Source organism: Actinomadura macra NBRC 14102 (assembly GCF_001552215.1).
Classification (GTDB): domain Bacteria; phylum Actinomycetota; class Actinomycetes; order Streptosporangiales; family Streptosporangiaceae; genus Spirillospora; species Spirillospora macra.
On sequence record NZ_BCQT01000001.1, the window covers coordinates 1 to 14,636 of the forward strand.

General features: G+C 70.0%; 14 protein-coding genes. All 14 read right to left on the minus strand.

Features of this window, described 5'->3' with window-relative positions:
- Window positions 1-304: 304 nt before the first annotated feature.
- On the minus strand, window positions 305-532 hold the full coding sequence (locus AMA02S_RS41150) for a hypothetical protein (RefSeq protein WP_157430272.1): 228 nt from the start codon (window positions 530-532) through the stop codon (window positions 305-307).
- Between the two features lie 5 nt (window positions 533-537).
- On the minus strand, window positions 538-942 hold the full coding sequence (locus AMA02S_RS41155; RefSeq protein ID WP_157430273.1) for a hypothetical protein: 405 nt from the start codon (window positions 940-942) through the stop codon (window positions 538-540).
- A complete protein-coding gene (locus tag AMA02S_RS00010) occupies window positions 932-1,324 on the minus strand; it encodes a hypothetical protein (RefSeq protein WP_157430274.1) in 393 nt (130 codons plus the stop codon). Before AMA02S_RS00010 ends, AMA02S_RS41155 begins: the two co-directional genes overlap by 11 nt.
- Window positions 1,321-1,653, minus strand: a complete 333-nt coding sequence (locus AMA02S_RS00015) for a hypothetical protein (protein WP_067449654.1) — start codon at window positions 1,651-1,653, stop codon at window positions 1,321-1,323. The genes AMA02S_RS00010 and AMA02S_RS00015 overlap by 4 nt, the downstream gene beginning before the upstream one ends.
- Before the next feature lie 152 nt (window positions 1,654-1,805).
- The gene (locus tag AMA02S_RS00020) at window positions 1,806-2,999 is read right to left on the minus strand and encodes a helix-turn-helix domain-containing protein (RefSeq protein ID WP_067449656.1); all 1,194 of its coding nucleotides are present in this window, start codon (window positions 2,997-2,999) and stop codon (window positions 1,806-1,808) included.
- A gap of 388 nt (window positions 3,000-3,387) precedes the next feature.
- Complete coding sequence (locus tag AMA02S_RS00025; protein ID WP_067449658.1) at window positions 3,388-3,600, minus strand: hypothetical protein; 213 nt, start codon at window positions 3,598-3,600, stop codon at window positions 3,388-3,390.
- Between the two features lie 193 nt (window positions 3,601-3,793).
- Window positions 3,794-4,666, minus strand: coding sequence for an amidohydrolase family protein (locus tag AMA02S_RS00030; RefSeq protein WP_281181829.1), 873 nt, complete (start codon window positions 4,664-4,666; stop codon window positions 3,794-3,796).
- 72 nt (window positions 4,667-4,738) lie between these two features.
- Window positions 4,739-6,799, minus strand: a complete 2,061-nt coding sequence (locus AMA02S_RS00035; RefSeq protein WP_157430275.1) for an acetoacetate--CoA ligase — start codon at window positions 6,797-6,799, stop codon at window positions 4,739-4,741.
- Between the two features lie 58 nt (window positions 6,800-6,857).
- Window positions 6,858-7,784 (minus strand): HAD-IIA family hydrolase, encoded by a 927-nt coding sequence (locus AMA02S_RS00040; protein WP_084264354.1) that lies wholly within the window; start codon window positions 7,782-7,784, stop codon window positions 6,858-6,860.
- On the minus strand, window positions 7,781-9,367 hold the full coding sequence (locus AMA02S_RS00045; RefSeq protein ID WP_067449666.1) for a hypothetical protein: 1,587 nt from the start codon (window positions 9,365-9,367) through the stop codon (window positions 7,781-7,783). The genes AMA02S_RS00040 and AMA02S_RS00045 overlap by 4 nt, the downstream gene beginning before the upstream one ends.
- Entirely contained in the window at window positions 9,364-10,773 is a 1,410-nt protein-coding gene (locus AMA02S_RS00050) for an ATP-binding protein (RefSeq protein WP_067449668.1), read from the minus strand. The genes AMA02S_RS00045 and AMA02S_RS00050 overlap by 4 nt, the downstream gene beginning before the upstream one ends.
- Window positions 10,770-11,303: an acetyl-CoA carboxylase gene (locus AMA02S_RS00055; RefSeq protein ID WP_067449670.1), complete on the minus strand. Its 534-nt coding sequence runs from the start codon at window positions 11,301-11,303 to the stop codon at window positions 10,770-10,772. Before AMA02S_RS00055 ends, AMA02S_RS00050 begins: the two co-directional genes overlap by 4 nt.
- Window positions 11,300-12,403, minus strand: a complete 1,104-nt coding sequence (locus AMA02S_RS00060) for a PEP/pyruvate-binding domain-containing protein (RefSeq protein WP_067449672.1) — start codon at window positions 12,401-12,403, stop codon at window positions 11,300-11,302. The genes AMA02S_RS00055 and AMA02S_RS00060 overlap by 4 nt, the downstream gene beginning before the upstream one ends.
- Before the next feature lie 149 nt (window positions 12,404-12,552).
- Window positions 12,553-14,442, minus strand: coding sequence for a PEP-utilizing enzyme (locus tag AMA02S_RS00065; protein WP_067449674.1), 1,890 nt, complete (start codon window positions 14,440-14,442; stop codon window positions 12,553-12,555).
- Between the last annotated feature and the right edge of the window lie 194 nt (window positions 14,443-14,636).

Here is a 14,636-nt window from a genome sequence, read left to right on the forward strand (position 1 = left end):
CTGTCTTCACGTCACGCAGCCACGATAAAGGCACTCGGATTTCAGAGGCCAGACACCCAGATGCCGGGCCGGAGCACGTTTACCGAGGTACAATCATACGTACGGTAGATCATTCGTCGACCGCGATTAGGAAAGTTTCCCCGATGGGACACCAGCGGGGCCATGTGCTGTCGGGGCGTGTCACCCCTCGGACACAAGATCAGCCCCGGAGATGTGCAGGTCACAGGTCCGGGGCGTTGTCGTACCTGGGCACGCAGAGGCCCGTTGATACCCTGCTGATACTTCCGGCCTGTGGATCATGGTTCTACGCCTCGGCGACGAGCGCGGCGAACGAGTCGGCCGCCGATGCCGATGCGCTGGAGGAGATGATCCGCCTCATGGACGAGTCCCGAACGTTGCACCGACAGGCGGGCGGCCCGAGCGTCGTCAACATCGGCCGCCACCGCATCCGAGCGGGGTACGGGATATAGGCGATGCGGAGGGCGAGCGCGCCCGGCCGGCGAGCCTGCGCGCCGAGTGTCGGCCGCATCATGGCCACTAGGGACAAGCCCACACACGGCTGGCACGTGATGGTGGGAGCGGCGCCGCCCCGGCTCTACCCCTGGAAGGGGCTGGGGACACCGGTGCGCCGAGTGCCCTGCCCACCCGCAGCGCGGCCTGCTCCGGATCGGCTGGCAACTGCACCTGGTAGTCCGGGCCGGATGCCCACACGTAGGTTTCGGCGCCTTCGTCCCAGCGGATCCGCCGCGCCGGACGGTCCCGGTACGAGACGTGCAACCGCATCCCCAGCGCTCCGACCGTCCCCAGCTTGGGGATGCTGTACTGCTCCGGGACGCGTGCACGCGTCACCGCCACCTGCGGAGCGCATCGCCGGACGGCGGCATACAGCGCGTCCAACGGCCCGAACGGCTCGACCTTGAGAACGTCGAGTTCAGCCATCATGCCGCCTGAGCCGGGTCTGCCGGGTCTGCCGGGTCTGGAGACACCGGACGGGAAAGCGCGGGGGTGCGTCCCGCCGTCCGGGGCAGGCCAGCCGCCGGACGGCCTCCGCCATGGCGTCCGGTGTCAGCCGCGCGCCGATCTTCGCGACCGCGCCGGGCAGGTCATGGCAGGGGGTGAGCGCGTCACCGGCCGAGCCGACGAACCAGGGCACCCCACCCTCGCCCGCCTCGACGCCGACGCTCTCCCCGACCACGGGAAGGCTGGGACACCGCACATGCAACAGTGCCGGATCCCGGTCGTAGCGAGGATGCACCGTCCATCCCTCGCTGATCAGGGCCCGTGCGAGCAAGCCGAGATAGAACACGGCATCTCCCGCGCTCACGGCGCCGGGGACAGGTTACCGCTGACGATGACGGCGGCGCCGATGATGTCCTCTGCCTCTGCGATCGGCTCCCCGTTGGCCTCATCGAGGAACCACATCCGCTCCTGCTCGATGACGCGCGGCTTGCACGTGATCCTCTGAACCGCTCCGGTGGGATCGTCCGGACGAGTCACGATGATGGCGAGCGGGCTTGCCCGCAATTCCACGGCGAAGCCGCGCCCCTGCAAGGTGGTCATCAGGTCGTAGAGCTTCGGGTACGCGTGCCGATGTTCGGTGCCATCGAACCGGTCACCGGTGGCCGCTCCGCGTAGTTCGTTACCCTGCCCCATAGCCGGGCCTCCGTTCCGGTCAGGTCCCGGCCGGTGGTCGATTCACCGCGTCCGGGGCCGCCTGTGTGTCGTCAGACACACTCGCGGTGACCAGGATCGGGCGTTGTCCCAGATTGGAACACTGGCGTACTTGTCGACTCGTCCGCGCCTCGCTACGCGCTCATGCGGTTGTGAAGCTGCCGCAGCGACTCGGGCACCGTGCGCCGAACGTCCATCAGGTGGTCCACGATGGTGCGCGCTGAGGGGTGGTAACGGGTCATCTGGGGCGCGGTTTGCTCGGCCGTCAGCAGCCGCGAGAGCGCTCGGTTGTAATCGCCGAGCTCTACTCTCACGCGCGCCATGTCGATCTGATGATGCGCGCGACGCTCGGCTGCGAGGCCAAGAAGCGCCGCTTCGGAGATCTCTTCGTCCCGTCGTGCGGCCTCGTCCAGATCACCCAACTCCAGCGCTATCGCCGCACCGTGGATCGCGAGGTTACCGGGGTTGTAGTCGGTACCGTGCTCGTCCAGGGTGGGGCCACCGGCCGCGCGGCTGACCTCCGTGGCCTGCCCGTAGTAGTCCCATGCGTCGGCGCTCTTTCCACCGCGGGCCGACACGACGGCCGCGCGCAGGTTCAGGGCGCCGAGTACCTCGATGGCGTCCGGGCGCGACCGATCGACCTTACGGATCGACTTGTCGAGCAGGCGCACAGCGGGCCCGTAGGCGGCGACACCCATCATCAGCAGGGAGCGCCGATGTGCGATCATCAGTGGCAGATGAGGGTCTTCTGAGTGTGCAGCTGAGACGGTCGCACGCTCCATGATCTGCCCTGACAGATCGTTGTATCCCAGCCTGCGGGTGAGGGAGGCGGCGAGGTTGTGTGCCTGGTTGAGCATCGTCCAGGCGCGCGGGCTGCCTACCTCGTAGACGTGCCAGGTGAGTTCTTCGACGATGCCCGGCAACCGGGCGGCAAGCTGAAGGTGACGTGCCTGGCGGCGTAGGGCGAGGGCGTTCGCGACGGCGGCCGAGATCTGGTTGAGGGCGCGCGGCGGGGTGTCGAGTTCTGGCCCTACGTCCACATAGGCCATCGCTCGGCGCAGGTCCGATATCGAGCCGTGCACCTGGTCGTGGTCACGGGTGTGGCTGCGGTAGGGCTGCCCGTAGATCTCGGCGGAATCCACAGCCAGGGCCGCGGCAACGGAGGCGACGAACCCGGGAGTCGCGACCTTGTGCCCTGCCTCTACCTGCGCGATGTGGGATCGGGAGTACCGCGAACGCTGGGCGAGGCCGTGTTGCGTCAGTCCACGCCGCTTGCGAACGCGCGCCACCCGGACACCGATGCCATCGGGGGTAGCACCGCCCGACATAGGCCCCGCCTCTCCTGACTGGTCGCGCTTCAGGCTACGAGGCAGATCCCATCGGCGTCATGCGGTCCCAACTACCGAACACCAGACAGCGAGAACCCGCCTGTGGCCGACCGAGCAGGGTCTCCTATGGCCCCAGTCGCCGTTCACGGACGCCTACATCCGGCGGTTCGCCCGCGATAACGGCATTGACCCTGATGGAAGGGCGACGGAAAGGCCGGGGTGTAGGTGAGCGGCAGAATGGCCGGCCGCCCGGGGCGGGTGGCCGGGCATTTCATCGCCCTGGTCCAAGGCTTGTCGTGACCGAATCTACCGCTACCCCCACGAACCACGCCGGTGACTTCGCCTATGTCGGGGTGCAAGCGTCGACCGTGCACGACGGCGTCCACATCTACTCACCGTCCACGGACGCCTCCCCCGCGGAAAAGTTCGAGATCGGTGTCAGATGGTAGGCGAGCCGCAGGCCGGGCTGTCGGTAGACGTTCTGTCGGTCCTTGGGTTTGGCATCGGCCAGGATTTTCACCAGGCCACCGAGAGCCGAGATGCGCCCCTCGATCTCCCCGGGCGTCATGAGCTGCGGCCGCTCGCATCCGGCCGCGTCCATCTGCGCTTGCGCAGCGGCCCGTTCGGCGTTGGTCTCGGCGATCCATGTGGTGATGGTGGCCGGATCGGCACCGGCTTCCAGCGCGGCCCGGTGGCGGGCGAGCCTGGCGTCGCAGGCCGCGACCTTCGCGCGGGCCCTGGTGGTGTCGGAGGTGGGCGGCTGCGTCGGCGCGGTGATCTTGGTCTGCCGCCGCTCAGTCCTTGACCAAGCCGAGCAGGAGGGCGGCGTTGTCCTTGAGGATCTTGGGCCGCACCTCGGGCTTGATTTCGAGCCTGTCGAAGTCGGCCAGCCAGCGGTCGGGGGTGATGACCGGGTAGTCCGAGCCGAAGAGCACCTTGTCCTTGAGCAGGGTGTTCGCGTACCGCACCAGCTGCGGCGGGAAGTACTTCGGCGACCAGCCCGAAAGGTCGATATAGACATACGGCTTGTGGGTGGCCACCGCCAGCGCCTCGTCCTGCCACGGAAAGGAGGGGTGAGCCAGGATGATCCGCAGCTGCGGGAAGTCGACGGCGACGTCGTCGACCAGCATGGGGTTGGAGTACTTCAGCCGGATCCCGCCGCCGCCGGGCACGCCGGCGCCGATGCCGGTCTGGCCGGTGTGGAACAGCGCGGGCACGCCGAGCTCCTCGATCGCCTCGTACAGCGGGTAGGCGAGGCGGTCGTTGGGGGCGAATGCCTGGATGCTGGGGTGGAACTTGAAGCCGCGCACCCCGTACTCCTCCACCAGGCGGCGGGCTTCGCGCACCCCGGCGCGGCCCTTGTGGGGGTCGATGCTGGCGAAGGGGATGAGTACGTCGGGGTGGGCAGCGCAGCCTTCGGCGACCTCTTCGTTGGCGATCCGCGGGTGCCCGGTGGCGTGCTCGGCGTCGACGGTGAACACCACCGCGGCCATCCGGCGCTCGCGGTAGTAGGCGGCCATCTCCTCGATGGTGGGCTGGCGGTGCCCGTGGGCTTTGAAGTACTCCTCGGAGGCACCGAACAGCTCGGGGCTCAACGCCCCGTGACCGTCCTTGGAGATCTCCGCGTGCGTGTGCACGTCGATCGCGACGAGCTCGTCCGGGTTCAGTGATGGCATCGTTGTCTTGCCTTCCGTGGATGAGTGGCGTCGCGCGGGGCCGGGGCCTCCGTTACCGCCAGGTCAGCGCATGCGGGTTCTGGGGCGGCCCTCGGTACGGAACCGCTGTGCCTGGTCCACGTACCAGTCGACCACTTCGGGGTTGGCCAGGGAGCCGCGGTTGACGGCGGTGCCCGGGTCGTGTCCGGTGAAGAGCTTTTTGATCGGGACCTCGATCTTCTTCAACGCGTGGGTGACCGGTACGCCGGGCGCGGCGATGATGTCGTCCGGGACGTGCCGGTGTGAAGTGTGCTCCCGGATCGTGGTGTTGATCCTGGTCCTGAGCTCGTCGGTGAGCTCGTCGTCGAGGACCACGAAGAGCGGCATCCAGTAGCCGCCGTCCGGTTGTTCCAGCCCGAGGACCAGGGCGTCGCGAACCTCGGGCACGTGCTGTAGCGCGGCGTAGATGTCACCGCTGCCGAGGCGGACCCCGAGCCGGTTGAGGGTGGCGTCCGACCGCCCGTGCACGATGAACTCGCCCTCGGGGGTCTCGGTGATCCAGTCGCCCTGTGTCCAGGCGCCCGGGAACTTCTCGAAGTACGAGCCGCGGTACTTGGTGCCGTCCTCGTCCCCCCAGAAGGACACCGGCATCGACGGCATGGGACGGGTGATGACCATCTCCCCGACCTCGCCGACGACCCGCTCCCCGGCCTCAGACCAGGCCTCGACCGCCACGCCGAGCAGTGGCCCCTGGAGCCGGCCCAGGTGCACCGGCTCCAGCGGGTTCGAGCCGATGAATCCGCTGCAGATGTCGGTACCGCCCGTGTCGGAGCCGAGGTGGATGTCTCGCTTGACGTGTTCGTGCACCCAGCGCCAGGTCGAGTCCGGTAGCGGGGATCCGGTGGAGAGGATGGAGCGGAGCAGGGACAGGTCCCACTCCTTGCCGGGGTCCAGGCCGGACTTCTCCACCAGCGACAGGTAGGCGGCGCCAGTGGCGAACATGGTGGCGCCGGTCAGCGCGATGACCTCGAACTGCCGGTCCTTGCGCCGGTGGGTGGGCGACCCGGCGTAGGTGACCACGGAGGCGCCGGACATGAGGTTGTTGACCAGGGTGTTCCAGACCATCCACGAGGTGTTCGCGGCGACGTAGTAGCGGTCGCCCGGGCCCATGTCCTGGTTCAGACCGGTCCCCTTGAGGGCCTCCAGGGTCATGCCGCCGTGTCCGTGGACGATCCCCTTGGGCGAGCCGGTGGTACCGGAAGAGAACAGGATCCAGAGCGGGTGGTCGAAGGGCACCCTCAGACAGGCGGGCTCGACGTCGTCCGCCACCAGCGCGGCGAAGTCCAGTCGGCCGGTGGCCGCCGGCCCGGCTCCCGGCTCCGAGGCCGGGTTCAGGTGACGGACGAGGATGGTGTGCCGTAGGCCCGGCAGGCCGGCTTCCACCTCGGCCAGATGGTCCAGCCGGTGGACGTCCTTGCCGTTGAACCGGTAGCCGTCCACACCGATCAGGATCTTCGGTTCGAGCTGGAGCAAACGGTCCAGGGTGGACGGGGCGGACAGATCAGGCGAGTTGATCGTCCAGACCGCACCGATGCTCGCGGCGGCCAGCAGCCCGATGACGGCCTCGGGCAGATTCGGCAGCACGGCCGCCACCCGGTCCCCCGGTTCGACGCCCAGACGCTTCAGGTGCGCCGCGAGCGACGCCACCTGGGTCGCGAGCTGCCGCCACGTGAGCTCCAAGGCGGCGTTGTCCTCGTCGATGGTCAGCACCGCGGTGGTCTCCGCGAGCCGCGGATCCCGCGCATGGCGCAGAACGTTCTCGGCGAAATTCAGCCTGGCGTTCGGGTACCAGACCGCTCCGGGCATGCGCTCCTCGGCCAGTGCGGGCCCCTGGAAGCCCTCGCCCACCACGCCGAAGTACTGCCGCACCGCGTCCCAGAATTCCGCCGGTTCGCGCACCGACCACCGCCAGACCTCGCGGTAGTCCGCCACCCGAACGTTCCGGTGCCCGGCCACCCAGGACATGAAGTCCCACAGACGGGACGCCCTCCGCTGTTCCTCGGTGGGCAGCCACGTCACCTGCCGGCCGTCCGCCATACTGTCGGGCACCGCGCTGTCATGAACCGCGCTGTCGCGGGTCGACATCGTCGCCATCTCCTCCCCTGTCCCCTGCCTGTCCGCTGTCCCAGCTCGTCCTCTGCACCTACTGCGCCTGCGCCGACGGCGGCGCCGCGTCCTGCGACGCGAGCGAGAGCAACTCCAGCACCTCGGGCAGGCCGTCCGCCACGAGGTCCGGGCGCCGGTCGGCTGGTGCCGCCTCGGCGTCGGCGGCGGAGCTCGTACCGGTGGTGACCAGACATCCCAGGGCACCGGCCGTCCGTGCCATCGCGCACTCGAGGTCGAGGTCGTCGCCGACGATGAGCATCTGCTCCGGCCTGACCCGCAGCCGCCGGGTCAGCAGCTCCAGGGCCTCCCGCGACGGCTTCCCGAGCACGTGGTAGGGGCGGCCGGTGACATGGCTGAGCCCGCTGGCGATGAAGCCGGACACCCCCACGTTGAAGCGGCGTTCGGAGGCGAAGGACGGGGCGTCGGAGGTGCAGTAGATCGGTGCGCCGGCCAGGACGGCCTCGGCGGCCACCTGGAGCTTCTCCCGGCCGAACTGTGTGTCCCAGCCGATGACCACGGCGGCGGCGTCCGTCGGTTCCCCGGCCAGGGCCCGGTCCAGATCCACCAGGGGGAGCCCGTGCCGCAAGAACTCCTCCTGGACGCCGGGGCCGCCGAAGATCAGGACAGGCCGCCCCGGATACAGGGTCCGCATCGTCTCCGCAGCCACCACGGCTGGGGTGAGCACCTCCTCGTCCCGCACGTCCAGACCGAGGGAGCGCAGGGTCTCGGCGATCCGGCTGGGGGTCTGCATGGTGCCGTTGGTGAACACCGCCATGCTCCGCCCGGTGGCACGCACCAGGTCGATGACCTCCCGGGCGCCGGGGAGGGCTCTACCGCCGTGGCCGCTGGGGCCGTCGGAGAGCACCAGGCAGCCGTCAATGTCGAACATCACGCCGCGGACCTCGGCAAGCCTGGCGAGCTCCCTTCGTCGCTGCTCCCGGTGCGCCGTGCCCACCGCGCTCACCGGGCGTCTCCGGTCTCGGTGCGGCGCAGCTCTACCCGCTCCGCGCCGCGGGTAACGGAGAGGTACTTCCACCTGGGCAGCCGGTGGACGGCGCGGATGAAGTCGAGGACGCCGGTCACCGGGGCAGTGCCGCAGCCGGCGTCGGCCGGGGACCAGCGCGGGGCGGGCCCGGCGGCGAGCATGGTGTCCGCCTGGTCCTGCGGGAGCACCAGGCGCAGCAGCAGCTCCTCCTCGGGCAGCTCGCGGGCGAACCGGCGCGCGTATTCCTCGTGCAGCTCGGCCAGGGACTTCTCGGCTGGGGTCACGGCGAGCTCACGGGCCCGGGAGAGCGTGGCCACCTTCTCCAGGACCTCCGGCGCGATCTCCCCCTGGGGAGTGCCGAAGTGCCCGAGGACGAAGCGCACCACCTCGTCGGGGATGCGGCTGTAGCGTTCCTGGCCGGACCCGGCCGCCAGCACGTTCATCAGCGCCTGGCTGCCCACAAACTGGCTGAAGGGCGTGACCATGATCGGGTATCCGAGCTCCGCGCGGACACGTCCGACCTCCTCGATGACGGCGGGCAGCTTGTCCAGCATGCGCAGCTCGCCGAGCTGGCGCTTGAGGGTGGAGATCATCCCGCCGGGAACCTGGTGCACGTGGAAGCTCAGGTCGTACTCGGTGGGCGCACCGGCCGGCAGGCCCTGGGAGTCGGCGATGGTGTGGAGGATCTCCGCGGCCGCGGCGGCCGCCTCGCGATCCGCCTGCACCGCGATGCCGAGGGCGTCGAGGTTGCCCAGCAGGTTCTCCAGGCTGGGCTGGGCGGTGCCGTTGGAGAGCGGACCGAGCCCGGTGTGCAGCACGTCCACGCCCAGCTCGGCGGCCACCAGGTACAGGTGCGAGGCGGCGCCGGTGGTGCAGTGGCTGTGCAGCTCCAGGGGCTTGGCGCCGGCGGCCTGGCGGATACCGGGGATCAGCTGGCGGGTGCGCTCCACGGTGAGCAGCCCGCCGGGGTCCTTGACGTAGAGGGAGTCCACGTACGGGCTGGCGTGGTATGCCCGGATGTTGCGGCTGTAGCTCTCGTCGGTGTGGACGGGGCTCTCGGTGAATGTCACCGCCGCCACTACCTGCTCGAACCCCTCCTCCTTGGCCCACTGGGCCACCCGGAGCAGGGAGTCGACGTCGTTCATCGGCTCGGCGATCTGCAGCCGGCGCAGCCCGTGCCCGGCCATCAGTCGCAGCGCCATCCGCATCACGGTCTCCGAAGCCTTCTCCCAGGACATGAAGCGCATGCCCGTGGTGATGGCAGACAGCGGGGTGGCGGGCATGACGGCGCGCATCCGGGAGATGCGCTCCCACGGGTTCTCCCGGTGCCACTTCACGCCCATGGCGAGGCCGGTCGAGCTGGTGAAGTCGATCGCCTCGTAGCCCACCCGGTCCAGCAGCGGTCCCACGGCCTCGACCATGCCGGTGGTCAGCCCGGTGGCGCCCCACAGGCTCTGGTTGCCGTCCCGCAGGCTGGTGTCCACCAGGCGGATCGTCTTCTGCTGCCCGTCGGACTCGGTGCGGACCCCCGCCGCGGCCGGCTCGGTCGCGAGCGTGGTCATCGGACGGCCTCCTTTCGCCGGTTCTGCCGCTGTTCCCAGACCGGGCCGAACCACGAGGTGCTCACTCCGCCGTGGATGAAGTCGGGGTGGGAGAGGACGAACTGGTGGAGTGGCAATGTGGTCCTGACGCCGTCGAGTTCGACGGAATGCGCGGCGGAGCGCACCGCCGCCACCGCGGCGGGGCGGCTGTGAGCGCGGACGATCACCTTGGCCATCAGGCTGTCGTAGAAGGGCGGGAAGGGGTAGCCGTCCTCGATGTGGGTGTCCACGCGGATCCCCGGCCCGGTGGGCCACCGCACGCGGTCGACGACTCCGGGGTCGGGCCGGAAGTCGTCGTCCGGGTCCTCCGCGTTGATCCGCAGTTCGATCGCGGTGGCCGGAGGGACCGGCGGGACGTCGGGCAGCTGCGGGTCCCGCCCCAGAGCCAGGCGCAGCTGGGCCGCCACCAGGTCGATTCCGTAGGCCTCCTCGGTCACGGGGTGCTCCACCTGGATGCGGGCGTTCATCTCCAGGAAGACCACGTCCTCGGACTCGGTGTCCACCAGGAACTCGACGGTTCCGGCGCCGCGGTAGCGCAGGGCCCGTACCAATGCTCGGGAGGAGTCGTGCAGCACGGCGCGCCGGGCTTCGGAGATTCCCGGTGCGGGGCATTCCTCGATGAGCTTCTGGTGTCGGCGCTGCACCGAGCAGTCCCGGTCCCCGAAGATCTGCGCGCCGCCCTTGCCGTCGCCGAAGACCTGCACCTCCACGTGGCGGGCCGCCGGGTAGAAGCGCTCCAGGTACAGCGCGCCGTTGCCGAAGGCCGCCTGGGCCTCGGCTGCTGCCTGCGGGGCCAGCCGGGCGAGCTCCTCGGCGTCGGTCACCAGGCGGATGCCGCGGCCGCCGCCGCCGTGGACGGCCTTGATCAGCAGCGGATAGCCGAGGGACTCGGCGAGCGGGACCACGGCGTGCACGTCGTCGACCTCGACGGCGGGGGCCACCGGGACACCGGCCGCCACGGCCGCCTTCCGCGCGCTGCTCTTGTCCCCGACCGCGCGGAGCGTCTCCGGCCGCGGACCGGCGAACGCGATGTTCTCGGCGGCGAGCAGTTCGGCTAGTTCGGGCTGTTCACTCAGGAAGCCGTACCCGGGGTGGACGACGTCGGCGCCCGCATGCACGGCGGCCTGGGCGATGTACTCCGGCCGCAGGTAGGACCGGCCAGCCTGCGGCGGGCCGATAACGATGACGCCATCGGCCAGCCGTGCCGCCCGGGAGTCGGTGTCGGCCGCGCTGGCGGCCAGGACCGGGCCGGCCCCGATACGCCGGGCGGCGGCGATGATCCGCACTGCGATCTCCCCGCGGTTGGCGACGAGTACCACGGGCTTCTCGCGGGTCCCGGGAGCCGGGCGGGTGGTGGCGTCGCTCATGACGTGCCCGCCTCGGCGACGACGGCGAGGGGCTGGCCGAACTCGACCTGCTCGCCGTCCTTGACCAGGAAGTCGGTGAGCGTGCCGGCCACCCCGGCGGTGACCGGGTTCATCAGCTTCATCACCTCGATGATGCCGATGGTGGTGTCCGGCTCGACGGCGGCGCCCGGCGCCACGAAGGGCGGTGCGCCGGGAGAGGGCGAGCGGTAGAAGACGCCGATCATGGGGGCGGGGATGGTCGTGCCCTCCACGGCCGGGACAGCGGGGGCCGGTGCGGCCGCGGGCTCCGGTGCCGGGGCGGCGGGCTGTGCCACCGGGGCGGCGACCGGCGGGGCCGGAGCGGCGGCCTGGACCGGCTGGGCAGGCGGGGCCGGCGGGGCCGGCTGCTGGACCGGCGGGAGCTCGGCCGAACGGGACATCCGCACCCGGACGTCGCCGAACTCGACGACGGCGGACTCGTAGGAGCCCTCGTCCAGCTGCGCCACGAGGTCCAGGATGTCCTGCCAGCTCGGGGTGGTCTCGGTGCTCATCGGGTTTCTCCCTTGGCCGCGGCAGCGACGAAGCCGAGCAGGTTGGTCGTGGCCTTGGTGGTGTTCCTGCTCTTCTCCTGCTTGCGCTTCCGCCAGTTCGTCTCCGGCCGGGACTGCAGCAGCATGACCCGGGGAGTGCCGTCGGCGTCCCGCTCAAGCGCCCACTCGATGTCCTGCGGGCAGCCGTAGTGCCTCTCCACGCGCAGCGCGATCTCCGCCAGCTGCATCAGCTCGCTCTCGCTCAGGCAGGAGACGTCACGGCGGGACTTCTCCACGTCGCGCCGGATCACGCCGGTGCCGTCCGGAGCGGGCACGTACTCGTGCTGCTTGGAGGCGATCCGGCGGCTGGTGACGGAGGGGCCGGCCTTGGTCAACCAGTACTCGTCGGGGGTCACCTCGCCCGAGACCACGGCCTGGCCGAGCCCCCAGCTGGCGTTGACGGCGATGACCGAGCGGTCGCCGGTGCGGGGGCTGACCGTGAAGGTGACCCCGGCGACGTCCGCGGCGGCCATCAGCTGCACCGCGACCGAGATCTTCGATGCCTCGGTGGCGTCCGTGTCCGACATGCCGGAGCGGTAGGCGATCGCCTGGGGCGAGTACAGGCTCGCCCAGCACTCGCGCACCTTGGCGAGCACGGCGTCCGCGCCCACCACCCACAGGTAGGTCTCCTGCTGACCGGCGAAGCTGGCGGCGTCGCCGTCCTCGTCGACGGAGGAGGAGCGGACGGCGACCGGGCCGCGGTCCAGGTCGTCCGCACCGCGGCGCCGGGCGGTCTCCCCGGCGAGTTCCAGATAGGCCCCGCGGATCTCCTCCTCGACGGCGGCCGGCAGTTCGCGGCCCAGGATCAGCGCGGTGGCCCGCTCATGGGCGGCGTGGAGGGACCGCGGGCTGGCCGGGTCGGCGCCGCGTACCAGGCGCTTGAGCTCCTCGCGCAGGTCCGAGGCGTCCCGGAAGTCCTCGTACGCGTCGACGGTGATGGCGAACCCGTCCGGGACGGGCAGGCCGGCCTGGAGCATCTCGCCGAGGCCGGCGCACTTGCCGCCCACCAGGGGCCGGTCCGCCGAGCCGAGCTTGTGAAATCTTCTCGTGTAGGTTCCCACGTGTTCGTCCTTGTCAGCTGGGTCAGCTGGGTCAGCTGGTCGGTCCCCGTCAGCTGTGCGCGCCGCCGGATCAGGGCTGTCCGTTCAGGGTGGGTGCCGCGGAGACGAACGGCGGTGCCGGACCGTCGCGGCTGTCCGGCGGGGGCGCGTTACGAGACGTCGGCGGCCTCGTCCAGGATGGTGACGGTGCCGGTGTTGCCGTCGACCCGGATCAGCTGGCCGGTCTTGATGGTCGAGGTGCCGAAGCCGGTACCGACGACGGCGGGCAGTTCGTACTCGCGCGAGACGATCGCGGCGTGGCACATGATGCCGCCGATGTCGCTCACGGCTCCGCGGATCCGGCCGAACACCGGGGTCCAGCTCGGGCTGGTCACCGGGGCCACCAGGATCTCGCCGTCCTGGACGGCGTCGAGCTCGCTCGGGCGCAGCACGAGGCGGGCGCGGCCCTCGACGACGCCGGGGGAGCCAGCGAAGCCGGAGAGGGTGTTGCTGTTCGCGCCGTTGCCCTGGGCGGCCAGCCAGCGCTCCACGGTCTCCGGGGTGATGCCCCAGAGCATGATGGTCAGCGGCTCGCTGATCTCTTCGGGGACCGGTCCCAGGGCCGGCGGTGGGTTCCAGCCGCTCAGCGCGGCGTAGATCTCCTTACGCCGCCTGATGACCTCCGGCCAGTGGTAGCCGCCCTGCGGGCCGCCCCCGGCGCCCCAGGCCATTTGCAGGTCGACGATCGCCTCCTCAACCTCGGCGCGGCGCAGGAAGAAGACATCCTCCACGTCCTCCCAGAAGCCCCACTTCTGCAGCAGTGCGCTGAACTCGCGCGCCTTGTTCCAGAAGTTGGTGAGGAACCAGTGCTCCACGTAGAAGTTGTGGTTCTCCACGTAGGGGAACACCATCCGTGCCAGGCCGAGCGCCTCGTCGAAGCCGGGGAGGTCCTCTTCGTCCAGTAGCGAGCGGTACTGCTCCACCAAGGCGTCGCGCTCCGCCTGGAGCCTCTCCAACGGGCGGACGAGGTCGTCGCCCTCGCGCAGGCGGTCGATGTAGTCCCCGATGGCCTGGATGGGCAGGGTCAAGTCGTCGATCCAGCTGCGGTGCGAGTGGTACATACCCGAGCCGTAGGAGAAGCGGAACCAGGGGTCCTTGCTCTCCTCCAAGGCGGCCAGCCACTGGCGCCCGGCGTCGGTCCCGCCGAGGCCGGTGATCAGCTCCTCCTCGGTGGTGGCGGCGCGGACGACGTCTCCCACGCCGAGCTCCTCGGCCCTGCGGGCCAGGGCGCGCAGTTCGTCGTCGGGGCGAAAGAGCAGCACGTCGATGCCGCTGACCATCCCGGAGATCGTCTGGTCGTCGATCTCGGGGAAGTGCTCCTTGCACAGAGTGAGGAACTGCAGGTAGGCGGCGTAGCCCAAGTTCAGGAACTCCGAGTGCAGGGTCCAGATCCGGTCACCGTACTCAAGCAGCCGGTGGTAGGCGGCGAGCAGCTGGTTGCCCTGGCTGGGTCCACGCTCCTCCAGCACGCGCTCGATCGGCTCGAACTCCGACAGCGGGGGGACCTCAAGGTCGTGGACGGTGCGGATGGCGTCCGTGACGCGGTCCTGCCACTCCGCGTACAGGGTGTCCCAGTTCCGAAAGTAGTAGCCGGCGCGCTTGGCGAACTCCTCCGCCCGGCGGGCCTGCTCCTCCTCGTCCGGGCTGGGGATGGTGGACATGTAGGTGTAGCCGTTGACGACCCTCACGTCCAGGCCCTTGGCCGGCGGCAGGACGAACACGCGGGTGTTGGTGACGCCGGTGCCGGTGAAGGCGCCGTCGACGGTCAGCTGGTCGAAGGGGTAGGAGACCTCCGGGAAGTGCAGCGAGTTGCGGAACCAGGTCTTCGCGGAGTCCTCCGCGCGCCGGGCGTCCAGGAACCGGTTGTGGTAGGCGTACATCTCCTCCCAGCCCTCGGCCCCTTCCGGAGTGGCGATCTCGTAGGGGTCCGGAAAGCCACGCTCGGGAGTGAGGTGCGCGGAAGGAGGAGTCTGGCTCCGCTCGCCGTCTGCGGTGGTCACTGGCTGCTCCTTCACGTCCACCGGGGGCTTGCACGTAGGAGCCACCATGGGGCCTGTGGCCCAGATCTCCAAGCGAGCTTTCCACTGAGTAAAAAACAACTGACCCCGAACCATCGATCCTGCACTTCGGAAAGTGATCATCCGGCGGACTTTTTCATTCAGTGAAGTGCTGGTTAGCTGGATTCCGCGTCGCC

Coding starts and splice junctions, on each gene's coding strand:
- AMA02S_RS41155 (WP_157430273.1), bottom strand. CDS start 942: ATGATGGCTGAACTCGACGTTCTCAAGGTCGAGCCGTTCGGGCCGTTG.
- AMA02S_RS00050 (WP_067449668.1), bottom strand. CDS start 10,773: ATGAGCGACGCCACCACCCGCCCGGCTCCCGGGACCCGCGAGAAGCCC.
- AMA02S_RS00020 (WP_067449656.1), bottom strand. CDS start 2,999: ATGTCGGGCGGTGCTACCCCCGATGGCATCGGTGTCCGGGTGGCGCGC.
- AMA02S_RS00025 (WP_067449658.1), bottom strand. CDS start 3,600: ATGGACGCGGCCGGATGCGAGCGGCCGCAGCTCATGACGCCCGGGGAG.
- AMA02S_RS00015 (WP_067449654.1), bottom strand. CDS start 1,653: ATGGGGCAGGGTAACGAACTACGCGGAGCGGCCACCGGTGACCGGTTC.
- AMA02S_RS00055 (WP_067449670.1), bottom strand. CDS start 11,303: ATGAGCACCGAGACCACCCCGAGCTGGCAGGACATCCTGGACCTCGTG.
- AMA02S_RS00045 (WP_067449666.1), bottom strand. CDS start 9,367: ATGACCACGCTCGCGACCGAGCCGGCCGCGGCGGGGGTCCGCACCGAG.
- AMA02S_RS00035 (WP_157430275.1), bottom strand. CDS start 6,799: ATGTCGACCCGCGACAGCGCGGTTCATGACAGCGCGGTGCCCGACAGT.
- AMA02S_RS41150 (WP_157430272.1), bottom strand. CDS start 532: ATGATGCGGCCGACACTCGGCGCGCAGGCTCGCCGGCCGGGCGCGCTC.